The sequence below is a fragment of the Comamonas brasiliensis genome (genome assembly GCF_018292285.1).
GTDB classification, from domain to species: domain Bacteria; phylum Pseudomonadota; class Gammaproteobacteria; order Burkholderiales; family Burkholderiaceae_C; genus Comamonas; species Comamonas brasiliensis.
Window position 1 is genome coordinate 137469 of record NZ_JAANES010000004.1, and the last position, 13687, is coordinate 151155.

10 protein-coding genes are annotated in these 13687 nt (G+C 66.7%); 1 reads left to right on the forward strand and 9 read right to left on the reverse strand.

Going from position 1 to position 13687, the window contains the following annotated elements:
- Positions 1-47 precede the first annotated feature (47 nt).
- From alkB to DJFAAGMI_RS17155, 4 genes are read right to left on the reverse strand one after another with little or no spacing between them, the layout of a single operon-like run.
- Positions 48-722: a DNA oxidative demethylase AlkB gene (gene alkB, locus DJFAAGMI_RS17140; protein WP_211458055.1), complete on the reverse strand. Its 675-nt coding sequence runs from the start codon at positions 720-722 to the stop codon at positions 48-50.
- Complete coding sequence (locus DJFAAGMI_RS17145; RefSeq protein ID WP_211458056.1) at positions 719-2191, reverse strand: efflux transporter outer membrane subunit; 1473 nt, start codon at positions 2189-2191, stop codon at positions 719-721. The genes alkB and DJFAAGMI_RS17145 overlap by 4 nt, the downstream gene beginning before the upstream one ends.
- Positions 2184-5378: an efflux RND transporter permease subunit gene (locus DJFAAGMI_RS17150; RefSeq protein WP_211458057.1), complete on the reverse strand. Its 3195-nt coding sequence runs from the start codon at positions 5376-5378 to the stop codon at positions 2184-2186. The genes DJFAAGMI_RS17145 and DJFAAGMI_RS17150 overlap by 8 nt, the downstream gene beginning before the upstream one ends.
- Positions 5379-5389: 11 nt before the next feature.
- Entirely contained in the window at positions 5390-6580 is a 1191-nt protein-coding gene (locus tag DJFAAGMI_RS17155) for an efflux RND transporter periplasmic adaptor subunit (RefSeq protein ID WP_211458058.1), read from the reverse strand.
- A 341-nt stretch (positions 6581-6921) separates the two neighbouring features.
- Between DJFAAGMI_RS17155 and soxR the strand changes: the two genes are divergently transcribed.
- On the forward strand, positions 6922-7392 hold the full coding sequence (gene soxR / locus DJFAAGMI_RS17160) for a redox-sensitive transcriptional activator SoxR (protein WP_043002921.1): 471 nt from the start codon (positions 6922-6924) through the stop codon (positions 7390-7392).
- Between the two features lie 7 nt (positions 7393-7399).
- Here soxR and hutG read toward each other — a convergent pair whose 3' ends face one another.
- Genes hutG through hutI form a run of 5 tightly spaced genes read right to left on the reverse strand, consistent with a single transcriptional unit; the run spans position 7400 to position 13556 of the window.
- Positions 7400-8215: an N-formylglutamate deformylase gene (gene hutG, locus DJFAAGMI_RS17165; RefSeq protein WP_211458059.1), complete on the reverse strand. Its 816-nt coding sequence runs from the start codon at positions 8213-8215 to the stop codon at positions 7400-7402.
- Positions 8216-8256: 41 nt separating this feature from the next.
- Positions 8257-9681 (reverse strand): formimidoylglutamate deiminase, encoded by a 1425-nt coding sequence (locus DJFAAGMI_RS17170; protein ID WP_211458060.1) that lies wholly within the window; start codon positions 9679-9681, stop codon positions 8257-8259.
- 42 nt (positions 9682-9723) lie between these two features.
- A complete protein-coding gene (locus tag DJFAAGMI_RS17175; RefSeq protein ID WP_211458061.1) occupies positions 9724-10884 on the reverse strand; it encodes a histidinol-phosphate transaminase in 1161 nt (386 codons plus the stop codon).
- The gene (locus DJFAAGMI_RS17180) at positions 10881-12269 is read right to left on the reverse strand and encodes an FAD-binding oxidoreductase (protein WP_211458062.1); all 1389 of its coding nucleotides are present in this window, start codon (positions 12267-12269) and stop codon (positions 10881-10883) included. Before DJFAAGMI_RS17180 ends, DJFAAGMI_RS17175 begins: the two co-directional genes overlap by 4 nt.
- Positions 12270-12293: 24 nt before the next feature.
- A complete protein-coding gene (hutI, locus tag DJFAAGMI_RS17185; RefSeq protein WP_211458063.1) occupies positions 12294-13556 on the reverse strand; it encodes an imidazolonepropionase in 1263 nt (420 codons plus the stop codon).
- Between the last annotated feature and the right edge of the window lie 131 nt (positions 13557-13687).

Here is a 13687-nt window from a genome sequence, read left to right on the forward strand (position 1 = left end):
GCTGGCAGGCTTTGCCGGGCAGCCGGGCATTGCCCCGCCGCCAGCGCCTATTCCGATGGCTGGCCTGCCGGGTAGCGAGCCTTGGCCATGCGGAACGTCAGATTCCAGCGCTCATTGCCAAGCAGCGGGTGCTGGCCCGGCTTGAGCGGGGCGACGCCATGAAACACCAGGCGCGAAGACCCGCCCCAGACCAGCACATCGCCATGGGTGAGCGCAAGGCTGCGGGTGGGACTCTGGCGGGCCAGTCCGCCCCAGAGGAAACGGCAGGGTAAGCCAAGCGAGACCGAAACTATGGGCGCCGCAAAGTCATGCTCGTCCTGGTCACGGTGCAAGCCCATGCGCGCACCCGGCTGATAGCAGTTGATCAGGCAGGCATCGGGCGCAAAGCCCGGATAGCCGGCCAGCGCCGCGGCCCTGGCGGCCTGCTCGCCCAGAAAAGCGGGAATGGCAGGCCAGGGCTTGCCGGTCTGCGGATCGGCAGCGCTGTAGCGATAGCCCTGCAGATCCGAAATCCAACCCCAGCCGCCGGCGTTGGTGATCGCCACCGACATGAACTTGCCGCCGGGCACCTGCATGGTGCGAAACGCTGCCTGTGTCTGCAAGACCCTCACCTCGGCCACCCAGCGCTGCTCCTCGGCTGTCGCAAAGCCGCGCAGCAGCACGGCACCGTCATCAATGATTTCGGCGGGCAGTGGGTCGTCAGGGAACAGCGAAAGCGTCATTGCAACGCCATCATAGGCCTGGCCGGTGGCTGCCCCTCCCAGCCGCCAGCCAGCGCCTGATACAGCGCCACGGCGGCACGCAGGCCACGCACGCGGCTGTCGGCCGCAGCGTCCTGGGCCGCGTAGAGGTCGCGCTGTGCATCCAGCACCTCGTACAGGCCCACGCTGCCCAGGCGGTAGCGGCGCTGCGCGAGCTGCTCGGCCCGTGCACGCTGCTCGGCGGCCTGGGCCAGATGGGCGTCCTCGCTGCGGGTGCGTGCCAGACCCACCAGGGCGTTCTCGGTGTCCTCCAGCGCCAGCAGCACGGTTTGCTGGTACTGGGCCAGCGCGACCTGGGCACCGGCCTCGCTGGCAGCAATGCGCGCACGCACGCGGCCCACGTCGAGGAAAGACCAGTCCACGCCCAGGAACACGCTGCGGCTGGCGCTGCCGGCCTCGAACAGCGCTCCCGTGCTGGGAGCAGAGCTGCCCAGCAGACCGCCCAGCGACAGGCGCGGGAACAGCTCTGCCGTGGCCACGCCCACCCGCGCCGTGGCGGCATGCAGACGCGCCTCGGCGGCGGCCACATCGGGGCGACGGCGCAACAGCTCGGCGGGCGTGCCGGGAACGATGCTCTGCGGCAACTGCGGCAACGCCGCCGGCGCGTCCAGCGCCGCGATCAGAGCCTCGGGCACCTGGCCGGTGAGCACGGCCAGCCGGTGCTGGGCCACGGCGATCCGGGCCTGCAGCGCCGGAATGCGCGAGTGCGTGCTCTCCAGCTGCGCCTGGGCACGCGCCAGGTCGAAGTCGGTGCCGCTGCCATGCGCCAGCCGCAGCTGCACCAGGCGCAGCGTGTCCTGCTGATTGGCGGCATTGGCCTCGGCCAGATGCAGGCGCTGCTGCCAGCCGCGCAGATCGGCGTAGCCGGCCGCGACCTGGGCCGCAATGGCGACCTGCAGCGCAGCCAGATCGGCGGCACTGGCGCGCAGGTCGGCGCTGCCGGCCTCGATGTTGCGACGCACACGACCGAAGAGGTCCAGCTCCCAGCTCGCGTTGATGCCGGCGCTGTAGCTGCGCTGGCTGCGCGGCCCGCTTGGTGCCTGGCTTTCGCTGCGTCGTTGCTGCAGCGCCTGACCCGACAGGGTGAGCGTGGGGAACTGATCAAGGCGGCTTTCTCCCAGCAGGGCCTGGGCCGCATCGAGTCGCGCCAGTGCACCGCGCAGCTCCTGGTTGGCCCGCAGGGCCTGCTCTACCAGCTGCGTCAGTTGCTCATCCTGGAACTGGCGCCAGAACGCGGCATCGGAGCCGGTCTCGGGGGATGCCAGCTGCGGGAATGCAGACGGCTCGGTCCGCGCGAACTGCGCGCCGGCTGCGGGCAACTCGGGCGCGCGGAAATCGGGGCCGACCGCACAGCCTGCCAGCAGGGCCGAAAGGCCCGCCAAGGCACATGCCAGCGCATGCCGGCGCAGAGGTTTGCAGATCTCAGACATGGCTGCCCTCCAGGGATCCGGGTGAAACAGCAGAGGCCGGCTGGACGGGCGCGCGAGCCGCCAGCGAACGGCCCGACAGACGGCGCAGCGTGACGTAGAACACCGGCGTGAGGAAGAGGCCGAACAGGGTCACGCCCAGCATTCCCGAGAACACCGTCACGCCCGTGGCCGCCCGCACCTCGCTGCCCGCACCGCTGCCAATCAGCAAGGGCACGGCGCCCGCGATGAAGGCGATGGAGGTCATGACGATGGGTCGCAGCCGCAGACGGCAGGCCTGCAGCGCGGCATCGACTGTTGCCGAACCGCGCATCTCCAGCTCGCGTGCGAACTCCACGATCAGAATCGCGTTCTTGCAGGCCAGGCCCATGAGCACCACCAGGCCGACCTGCACGAAGACATTGTTGTCCCCCCCGGCCAGCCATACGCCAAACAGCGCCGCGCAGATGCACACAGGCACGATCAGGATCACGGCCAGCGGCAGGGTCCAGCTCTCGTAGAGCGCAGCCAGCACCAGAAACACCAGCATCACGGCGATCACGAAGACCACGGCTGCGGCATGGCTCTGCTCGACCTGCTGGTAGCTCAGATCCGTCCAGGCCAGCTCGATGCCGCGCGGCAGCGTGCGCTGCGCGATCTCCTGCAGCTTGGTCAGCACCTCGGCCGAGGACAGCAGGCGCGGATCGGAGTCGCCGATCAGGTCGGCGGCCGGAAAGCCGTTGTAGCGCAGCACCGGATCGGGTCCGTAGCTGGGCACCACGGTGACCATGGAGCCTATGGGCACCATCTCGCCGCGCGCGTTTCGCGTGCGCAGCTGGGCAATGTCCTCCACGGCCTGGCGGTAGTCGGCATCGGCCTGCAGCATCACGCGCCAGACGCGGCCGAAGGCGTTGAAGTCGTTGACGTAGACCGAGCCCAGATAGGCCTGCAGGGTCTGGAACAGGTCGGTCAGCGCCACACCCTGGGCCTTGGCCTTGATGCGGTCCACCTTCACTTCCAGCTGCGGGATGTTGGACTGGTAGCTGCTGACCGGGTAGGTCATGCCCGGTGTCTTGGCAATCTCGGCCTGAAAGGCCTCAAGCGCCTGCTGCAGCGCTGCATAGCCCAGGCCTGCGCGATCCTGCAGGAACAGCGAATAACCCGATCCGTTGCCCAGGCCCTGGATGGGCGGCGGCATCAGCGCATAGGCGAAACCGCCCTCGATCTGCGCGAACTTGGCGCCCAGCTCGGCATTGATGGCCTCGGCGCTGCGTGTGCGCTCGCCGAAGGGCTTCAGCATGATGTAGGAGCTGGTCAGATTGGGCGTGGTCGTGGACTGCAGCGCATTGAAGCCCGCGAAGGCGGCGACCATGTCCACGCCATCCACGCTCTTGGCCGTCTCCACCATCTGGCGCGTGAGCGCATCGGTACGGTTCAGCGACGCGCCCTCGGGCAGCTTGGCACCGGCAAACAGGTAGAGCTTGTCCTGCATGGGGATGAAGCCCCCGGGCACGGCGTGGAACAGCACGGCGGTGCCGGCCAGCAGTGCCGCATAGACCGCGAACACCAGGCCGCGTCGACGCAACGAGCGCCCCACCGAATTCTGGTAGCCGTGGGCGCTGCGATCGAAGAAGCGGTTGAAAGGCCGGAAGAACCAGCCCAGGCCCTTGTCGATGACGCGTGCCAGCGCGTCGCGCGGTGCGCCGTGCGGCTGCAGCAGCTTGGCCGCCAGTGCCGGCGACAGGGTCAGCGAGTTGATGGCCGAGATCACCGTGGAAATGGCGATGGTCACCGCGAACTGCTGGTAGAACTGGCCCGTGACGCCGCTGAGAAAGGCCATGGGCACGAAGACCGCGCACAGCACCAGGGCGATGGCGATGATGGGCCCGGATACCTCCTTCATGGCCAGATGGGCCGCCTCCTGCGGGCTGTGACCCTGCTCGATGTAGCGCTCCACGTTCTCGACTACGACGATGGCGTCGTCCACCACGATGCCGATCGCCAGCACCAGGCCGAACAGCGTCAGCGTGTTGATCGAGTAGCCCAGCAGGTACAGGCCCGCAAAAGTGCCGATGATGGACACGGGCACGGCCAGCAGCGGAATGATAGAGGCGCGCCAGGTCTGCAGAAAGACGATGACCACCAGCACCACCAGGATCACGGCTTCGATCAGCGTGCTCTGCACGGCCTTGATCGAGTCGCGCACAAAGACCGTGGGGTCCCAGACGGATTCGAAGGCCACGCCTTCGGGCAGGTCCTTGGAGAGCCGGTCCATGGCCGCGTAGACCTGCTCGGCCACGCCCAGCGCATTCGCGCCCGGCGACAGGAAGATGCCCACGGCAGCCATGTTCTTGGTGTCGCTCCACGAGCGCAGCGTGTAGTCGCTGGCGCCCAGCTCGATGCGCGCCACGTCGGCCAGACGCACGACCTGGCCGCCTTCGCCGCTCTTGAGCACGATGTCCCCGAACTCCTCGGCCGTCTTCAGCCGCCCGCGCACATTGATGGACAGCAGCTTGTCGGACTTTTGCGCACTGGGCTCGGCGCCCAACTGGCCGGCCGAGACCTGGATGTTCTGCTCGCGGATCGCGGCGATCACCTCGCCGGCCGTGAGCTGGCGTGCCGCCACCTTGTGCGGGTCCAGCCAGACACGCATCGCATAGTCGCCTGCGCCGTAGATGCCCACGTCGCCCACGCCGGGAATGCGCGCCAGCACATCCTTGATCTTGAGCGTGACATGGTTGCGCAGATACAGCGCATCATGCGCGCCGTCCCGGGATACCAGGCCCACGTACATCAGCGGCGTGGACGCCTGTTTCTGCGTGGTCACGCCGAACTGCCGCACCTCCTCGGGCAGCCGGCTCTGGGCCTGGCTGACACGGTTCTGCACGCGCACGGCTGCGGTGTCCGGGTCGATCTCGGGGCGGAAGGTGGCAACCACCTGCAGGCTGCCGTCCGAAGCCGCGACCGACTTCATGTACATCAAGCCTTCGACCCCGTTGATGGCTTCCTCCAGCGGCACGGCCACCGACTCGGCGACCTCCTTGGGATTGGCCCCCGGATAGGTGGCACGCACCACCACGCTGGGCGGCACGACCTCGGGATATTCGCCCACCGGCAGCTGCGGAATGGCCACCAGGCCGACGGCGAACATGATGATGGAGAGCACGACCGCGAAGATGGGCCGGTCTATGAAGAATTTGGAGAAGTCCATGGCACTCCCCCTTACTGCGCAGCGGCGGGCACGGGCTGCGCGGCCGCTGATACCACCGGCCTGGGATTGACGGGCATGCCGGGGTAGTAGATGCGCTGCACGCCGCCCACCACCAGCCGGTCACCCGCCGCCAGGCCTTTTTCCACCAGGCGCCGGCCATCGACCATGCGACCCAGCGTAAGGTCGCGGCGCTCGGCCAGATTGCCTTCGCCCACCACATAGACGTACTTGCGGTCCTGGTCGGTGAGCACGGCCTTGTCGTCGATCAGCAGCGCCTGGGTCTCGGCCTCCTGCCGCTCCGGGCCGCTTTGCATCTGCACGCGTGCGAACAGGCCTGGCGTCAGCATCCGGTCTGGGTTGGCCAGGCGCGCGCGCAGGCGCATGGTGCCCGTGCCCGGCTGGAGCTGGTTGTCGCTGAAGTCCAGCGTGCCCGCATGGGCAAAGCCGCTGTCGCCGACCAGGGCGACGCGCACCGCGCGGCCCCGGCCGCTCAGGCCGGCCTTCTGGTAGCGCAGAAAGCTGTGCTCGTCGGCATCGAAATACGCATACACCGGGTCCTGCGAGACCAGGGTGGTCAGCACGCTCTGGTCGGCCTGGGCCATATTGCCCACGGTCAGCAGGGCGCGGCTGGCACGGCCCGTGATGGGCGCACGCACCTCGGTGAAGTCGAGCTGCAGCCGTGCGGTGGCCAGCTCGGCCTCTGCCGCACGCACCTGGGCCGTGGCCTGGGCCAGCGTTGCGGCCCGCGTGTCGGCCTCCTCGCGCGAGACCGCATTCTCGGCCACCAGCTGGCGCGCACGCTGGTCCTGCGTCTGCGCCAGCCCGGCAGCGGCACGCGCGCGTTCGAGCTGGGCCTGGGCGCTGGCCAGGGCCGCGCGGTAGGGCCGCTGGTCGATCACGAACAGCAGCTGGCCCTTCTTCACCTCCTGGCCCTCGGCGAAGGCGATGCGCTCGATATAGCCGGACACGCGTGAGCGCAGCTGCACCGACTCCACGGCCTCGATGCGGCCGTTGAACTCGTCCCAGGGGCGGATGGCCTGCAAGGCGACCTCGGCCACCTGCACCTCGGGCGCGGGCGGCGGGCCGTTGCTGGCATGGGCATCACCCGCGCCGGAACGGCCGCAGCCGGAAAGCAGGGCCAGCGCCGCGAGGCCGCCGGCCAGCAGCAAGGGCCGCAGCGGCGGCGTGGAATGAACTGACATATGGACTCTCCCTGAATGAATGCGCCCGCCCTGCTGGCGGCAGCAGGCCTGACGGAACGACCGCCTCTGCCGATAAGACGCAGGAGCGGCCATGCTTGTGACAAGCATTGGCAGGTGGCTGGAAGAGATTCAAGAAAGATAGCTGCTATCGCCTTTCAATAAACAACTTCAGGCATAAAACCACCTGAAATCGTTTTTCATAAAGCGGATGCAGCTATGAATATCAGAAGAACTCCGACCAGCGCATGGGCCGTTGATTGCGGCTCCACCGGCTATCGATCACAATGGCGGCATTCTTCAAGTTCAAGTGAACTTGAAGTCAAGCTCCGGAGAAAGACATCATGAAAATTGAGGATGATCCGCTGATGAGCATCAGCGACTTCGCGCAGCGCAGCGGCGTCAACGCATCGGCATTGCGCTACTACGAGTCGCTGGGTCTGATCGAATCGGTGCGAAGCAGCAGCGGAAGGCGGCGCTACCACCGTTCGGGCCTGCGGCGCATCGCCTACATCGTGTTTGCGCAGCGCGTGGGATTCACGCTGGAGGAGATCGCCGCGCAGCTGGCGCGGCTGCCGACGCGGCATGTGCCCACGGGCGGCGACTGGCAGAAGATGTCGCGCATCTGGCAGCAGCGGCTGGACGAGCGCATCGACGAGCTGCAGCGCCTGCGCGACAGCCTCAACCAGTGCATAGGCTGCGGCTGTCTGTCGCTCAAGGTCTGCAGCATGTACAACCCCGGCGACCAATGCCAGCGCGGCGGCCCGGGGCCGCGCCGCTGGCTAGGCGACGAGCTGCAGGCCGAGGGCCACTAGCCTCGGCTCAGCGGCCGCTGGCTTGGGCGAAGGCCAGCACGGCCTGCAGCAGACGCTGCATGGTGGGCTGGATGCGCGCCGCGACCTCGGGCAGGTAGTCGAACGGCATCTGCTCCTGCATATAGCTGGACTGCGTCATCTCCAGCTGCACGGCGTGGAAGCCCTGCTCCGGCTGACCATAGTTGCGCGTGATGAAGCCGCCCTTGAAGCGGCCATTGAGCACGCTGGTGTGGTCCGGTGCCTGCCGTGCAATGTCCAGCAGCTGCTGGGCCAGTGCCGGCGCGCAGCTCTTGCCATCGGCGGTGCCCAGGTTCAGGTCGGGCAGCTTGCCCTCGAAAAAGCGCGGCAGCACCGAGCGAATGCTGTGCGCATCCCACAGCATGGCCACGCCATGCTGGCTCTTGATGCGATCGAGCTCGGCGCGCAGCTGCGCATGATAGGGCTGCCAGTAGAGTTCGCGGCGGCGCGCGACTTCGGCCTCGTCGGGCTCCAGGTCCTTGCTGGCATAGAGAGGCTCGCTGTCGAAGCCGTCGACCGGGCACAGCCCCGTCACGCTCTGGCCCGGATAGAGGCTGGCACCATCGGGCGGACGATTCAGATCGATGACATAGCGCGAGTGCGTGGCGGCCAGAATGGATGCGCCCAGTGCCTTGGCGAAGTCGTAGAGCTGCGGCATGTGCCAGTCGGTGTCATGGACTTCGCGCCCTTCGGGCGTGAGCTTGGCCGCAATGTCGGCCGGCACATGGGTGCCGGTATGCGGCATGGAAATCAGCAGCGGTGCCGTACCCTGGTGAAAGACAAAGGGTGCGATGGCTTGGCTCATGGAGCGTCTCTCTTCTGTCAAAAATCTGAATGCAGCCGCCCTCAGGCGTTCTGCAGCAATGCCTTGCGGGTCTGCACAAAGCCTTGCTGAGCGACTTCGTGCAGCGCATGGCGGCCTGCCTGCACGCGCTGCTGGCCGCGAACCCAGACATCGGCAATGGCCGAAGTGCGATGGCTGGCAAACACATGGGCCGCATGACCGCTGTCGGCAGGCAGCCCGTTGAGGGCCACATGGCGGGCATCGAGCACCACGAAGTCGGCCTGCTGGCCCACGGCCAGACCGGCAATGGCACGGCCCGAGGCCTGGGCACCGCCGGCAACCGCCTGCAAGGTCATGGAGGTCGCCACCTGGGGCTGGGCCCCGCCGCCAAGCACATTGCGCTGGCGCAGGCTCAGGCGCTGGCTGTATTCGAGCATCAGCAGCTCTTCGGCGGCATTCACCGAAGCATGGCTGTCCGAGCCAATGCCCCAGCGGCCGCCATGCCTGAGCCACAGCGGCATGTCGAAGATGCCGTCGCCGAGATTGGCTTCGGTGGTGGGACAGATGCCAGCCACGGCCGCGCTGCGTGCCGCGCCTGCATATTCCTCGGGCGTCATGTGCGTGGCATGGATCAGGCACCAGCGCGCATCGACGGGTGCATGGTCGAGCAGCCATTGCACGGGGCGCTGACCGCTCCAGGCCAGGCAGTCATCCACCTCCTGGGTCTGCTCTGCGATATGGATGTGCACCGGAGCCTTGGGCAGCATGGCGTGCAGGCCTGCGAGCACGGTCTTGAGGCTGTCCGGCGGCACGGCGCGCAGCGAGTGCGGAGCCAGGCCCAGAGCTGCCTGCTGCGCCCTGGTCACGGGCTCCAGTTGCTGCAGCAGGGAGAGCATGCTGTCCGTGCTGCGAATGAAGCGGGCCTGATCCTCGCGAGGCGGCAGGCCCCCGAAACCGCTGGTCTGATAGAGCACGGGCAGCAAGGTCATGCCGATGCCGGTCTTCTGCGCCGCACGCAGCAGCGCCAGGGACAGGCTGGCATCGTTGGCATAGGGCTTGCCACCGGCATCATGGTGCACATAGTGGAACTCGCACACCGAGGTGTAGCCCGCCTCCAGCATCTCCAGGTACAGCCAGGTCGCAATCGCCTCCAGCGCCTCGGGCGTCATGCGATTGGCAAAGCCGTACATCAGCTTGCGCCAGCTCCAGAAGCTGTCCTGCGCCTGACCGCGGAATTCGGTCAACCCGCCGAACGCGCGCTGGAAGGCGTGCGAGTGCAGATTGGGCATGCCCGGGATCAGTGGGCCGGCCGCCTTGGCGGCGTCCTCCGCCTCCCCGGCCTCGCCGCTTTGCGGGTCCACATCGGTCAGCACTTCGGTCAGCTGGCCGCTCTCGTTCCAGCTCAGCAGAACATTGCGCGCCCAACCCGTGGGCAGCAAGGCGTCTGCGGCAAACAAGGTACGCGAAATGGATGAGGATGCAGTCATGGTGATGGTCTCTGTGAGGCGAAAAAGATCAAACCGCGCAGCTCATGCAGTCACGCGCTCAGTCTGCTCCATCGCAGCGAGCAACGCCAGAACAAAACGCGCGTTGTCCTTCTCGGTACCTATGGATACGCGCAGAAAATTCTCGAAACCGGGCTCCTTCCAGGGCTTGACAATCACGCCCTGTCTGAGCAGCGCCTCCGTCACCGGAGCATTGGGACGACCCAGGTCGAGAAACAGAAAGTTGGTTACCGAAGGCGCAATGCGCAGGCCTTGCAGCGGCTGGCCCGGCTCTGCCAGCGCCAGCAGCTGTCTGCGCAGATCCTCGCGCAGCGCCACCGTGGTCGCCACGCCGCTGCGCATGTGCGCAGGATCGTTCCAGGCAGCCAGCGCCGCGCGCTGGGCTGCCATGTTCACGTTAAAGGGCGAGCGCACCTTGTCCATCAGGTTCACCAGCTCGGCGCTGTCGGCCATGCCGTAGCCCACGCGCAGGCCGGCCAGGCCCCAGGCCTTGGAGAAGGTGCGCAGCACGATCCAGGGTCCGACCCGCGCATCCAGCATGGCCAGCACATCGGGGTAGTCGTCGTCATGCAGCGCGTATTCGTAATAGGCCTCATCCACCACCAGCACGGTGTTGGCGGGCGTGGCCTCCAGCACCTGTGCAAACTGCGCCGCATCCATCATGCAGCCCACGGGGTTGGACGGGTTGGGCAGGAAGGCGATCTTGGGGGCCTTGGCCACGGCAGCGCACCAGGCGCCCAGATCGAAGCCCAGCTCCTCGTTCAGTTCGAGGAGCTCGACCTCCGCGCCCATCATCTTTGGATAGATTTCGTGCAGGCCGAACACGGGACGCTGGGTCACCACCAGATCGCCGGGAGCGAGAAAGACCTCGCAGAGAATCTTGATCAGGTCTTCCGAGCCGTCGCCGAACACCAGACGCCCGGCGGGCAGCCCGGTGCGCTCGGCAATGGCTTCGCGCAAGGCCGTGCAATTGGCATCGGGATAGTTACCCACATCGTTGGCCACCTCGGCAATCGCCCGGCGCACCGAGGCGCTGGCACCGAAGGGATTTTCATTGCTGGCCAGTCGCGCGATATCGGTCACGCCATAGCGCGCCCGTACCGCTTCATTGGACAGGCCGGCGTTGTACGCGGGCAGCGGGCGCACCTGGGCACGAGCCAGCGAAGCCACCAGGGAATTCGTCATAGATCAAACACCTTTCCGGGATTCATCAGGCCCATGGGATCGAGGGCCAGCTTGATAGCACGCATCGCCGCCAGCTCTGCGGGCGTGCGGCTGTTGCTCAGATAAGGCTTTTTGTGCAGGCCGATGCCGTGCTCCGCGGAGACACTGCCCTGCATCTCGCCCACGATGCGGTAGAGAAGCTCCTCCACCTGCTCGCATTCGCCGTTGACGGTCTTGCCATCCACCGAGACATGGAGATTGCCGTCGCCCACATGACCGAAGTACAGCGCCTGGTGACCAGGCCAGCGAGTGGCAAAGGCCTGCATGCAGGCTTCGGCAAAGCGACCGATGTCGGCCTGGGGCAGGCTCACATCGAAGTTGATTGCGGGATGCATATTGTTGTTGAGCTCGGCCGGTGCCTCGCGCAGCTTCCAAAGCTGCTGCACCTGGGCGCCCGACTGGGCCACGATGGCATCGAGCACCTCTCCGGCTTCCATGGCTTCCTCTAGCACCTGCTGCACATCGCCTTGCAGCTGCGCCTCGTCCTTGCCGTCCACATTGATCAGGGCCAGCAAGGGGTAGCGCTGCTCAAAAGGCGCAGCGAGCTTGAGCCAGGCCATGGAGGCCTGCACAAAGCTGTCCCACATCAGCTCATAGGCCGCGACGCTGTTGCCGAAGTGCGATTGCATGCGCTTGAGCACGGCCAGCGCCGAGTCGAAATCGGGCATGGCCACCAGCGTCGTAGCCGTGGCCTGCGGCGCAGGACGCAGGCGCAGCAGCACGCGCGTGATGATGCCCAGCGTGCCTTCGGCACCGATGAAGAACTGCTTGAGGTCGTAACCCGTGTTGTTCTTGATCATGGGGCGCAGCATGGGCAGCACCGTGCCGTCGGCCAGCACCACCTCCAGGCCCAGCACCTGCTCGCGCATCATGCCGTGCTGCAGCACGCCGTTGCCGCCCGCGTTGGTGGAGACATTGCCGCCGATCTGGCAGCTGCCGCGAGCGCCGAGATCCACGCCGAACACCATGCCGACATCGACGGCAGCCTCCTGCACGGCCTGCAGGGTGACGCCGGCCTGCACCTGCATCAACCCGGTCTGGGCATCGATGCCCTCGATGCGGTTCATGCGATCCAGCGACAGCGCGACAGCGCCCTCCGTAGGAACTGCGGCACCGGCCAGCCCGGTCAGCCCACCCTGCGGAACCACCGCAATCCTGTGGGCGCTGCACAGACGCATGATGGCGCTGACTTCCTCCGTGGTGCGTGGGCGCACCAGCGCCAGCGGCTGCTGGGGCGGCGTGCCGCTCCAGTCGGTGCGGCTACGCTCCGGCGTGTCCGTGCCGCGCAGCGCCACATCGGCGCCCAGGGTGGAAATCAGTTCATTGAGAAATTGTTCGTGAGACATCAGCAACCTTTCGCGCTCCCCGCTTCAGGCTTTGGCTTGCTGCGCAATCCGGCCCTGACGCACCACCGTACAGTCCGGCTTGCTGCCGAACCAATAGGCCAGCTCTGCAGCCCGCTGCACGGGCCAGAGCACGAAATTGGCGGGACGGCCCACGGCAATCAGGCCTTGCTCGTCCTGCAGGCCCAGAGCATGCGCAGCGTGCCTGGTGATGCCGGCCAAAGCCTCGGGAACCGTCAGACGGAACAGCGTGCAGGCCATATTGGCCATGAGCAGCAAGCTCAAGCACGGGGAGGTACCCGGATTGTGATCCGTAGAAACGGCCATCGGGACCTTGGCAGCCCTTAATTCCTCAATCGGAGGCACTTTGGTGTCGCGCAGCGTGTAGAAGGCCCCTGGCAGCAGCACGGCCACGGTACCGGCCTTCTTCATCTCGGTGATGCCGTGCTCGGACAGGTGCTCGATATGGTCGCAGGACAGCGCGCCATAGCGGGCCGCGAGGGCAGCACCCTCCATATTCGACAGCTGCTCGGCATGGAGCTTGACGGGCAGGCCCAATGCCTTGGCCGCCTCGAAGACCTGCTCGGTCTCGGCCAGCGAGAAGGCGATGCGTTCGCAGAACACATCGACGGCATCGACCAGGCCTTCGGCGGCCAGCGCCGGCAGCATGACCTGACAGACCAGATCCGTGTATTCCTGGCTGCGGCCCGCATACTCTGGCGGCAGCGCATGAGCCCCCAGAAAGGTGGTGCGCACGGTCACGGCACACAGCTCGCCCAGGCGCCTTGCGGCACGCAGCTGCTTGCGCTCGTGCTCCAGGGCCAGTCCGTAGCCCGACTTGATCTCTATGGCCGTCACGCCTTCGGCCAGCAACTGCTCCAGACGCGGCAGCGCCAGCGCCACCAGTTCGTCCTCCGAAGCCTCGCGCGTGGCCCTGACGCTGGAGACGATGCCGCCGCCGGCCCGGGCCACTTCCTCGTAGCTGGCCCCGGCCAGGCGCATGGCGAACTCGCCCGCGCGTTCGCCGCCATAGACCAGATGGGTGTGGCAGTCGATCAGGCCCGGCGTGGCTAGGCGCCCTGCGCCATCGTGCCTGGGCAGTGCCTGGTATTCGGCAGGCATGGCATCCTGCGGTCCCACCCAGACCATTCGGCCCTGCTGCACCACGATGCAGGCCAGCGTGCCTTCGGGAATATCCGCCACCTCGGAGACATACAGCTCCGGCGCCAGACGCAGGTTATGCCAGCAGCCGTCGGCGGAGACTGCGGGATGGGGATTAGCTTGCGCCATGGCGATGCTCCTCGTGTTCGATGACGACAATCCAGGCCATGAAATTCCTGATTTCATAGCTACCAGCGCCTGCCCCTTTTAACTTTTCAGATCAATCTTCATTGAAACGTCCGTTACAAAGGCGCAAGCTG

Excerpts from the sequence above, each read along its gene's own strand:
- alkB (WP_211458055.1), bottom strand. The coding sequence starts at position 722 with ATGACGCTTTCGCTGTTCCCTGACGACCCACTGCCCGCCGAAATCATT.
- DJFAAGMI_RS17145 (WP_211458056.1), bottom strand. The coding sequence starts at position 2,191 with ATGTCTGAGATCTGCAAACCTCTGCGCCGGCATGCGCTGGCATGTGCC.
- DJFAAGMI_RS17150 (WP_211458057.1), bottom strand. The coding sequence starts at position 5,378 with ATGGACTTCTCCAAATTCTTCATAGACCGGCCCATCTTCGCGGTCGTG.
- DJFAAGMI_RS17155 (WP_211458058.1), bottom strand. The coding sequence starts at position 6,580 with ATGTCAGTTCATTCCACGCCGCCGCTGCGGCCCTTGCTGCTGGCCGGC.
- soxR (WP_043002921.1), top strand. The coding sequence starts at position 6,922 with ATGAAAATTGAGGATGATCCGCTGATGAGCATCAGCGACTTCGCGCAG.
- hutG (WP_211458059.1), bottom strand. The coding sequence starts at position 8,215 with ATGAGCCAAGCCATCGCACCCTTTGTCTTTCACCAGGGTACGGCACCG.
- DJFAAGMI_RS17170 (WP_211458060.1), bottom strand. The coding sequence starts at position 9,681 with ATGACTGCATCCTCATCCATTTCGCGTACCTTGTTTGCCGCAGACGCC.
- DJFAAGMI_RS17175 (WP_211458061.1), bottom strand. The coding sequence starts at position 10,884 with ATGACGAATTCCCTGGTGGCTTCGCTGGCTCGTGCCCAGGTGCGCCCG.
- DJFAAGMI_RS17180 (WP_211458062.1), bottom strand. The coding sequence starts at position 12,269 with ATGTCTCACGAACAATTTCTCAATGAACTGATTTCCACCCTGGGCGCC.
- hutI (WP_211458063.1), bottom strand. The coding sequence starts at position 13,556 with ATGGCGCAAGCTAATCCCCATCCCGCAGTCTCCGCCGACGGCTGCTGG.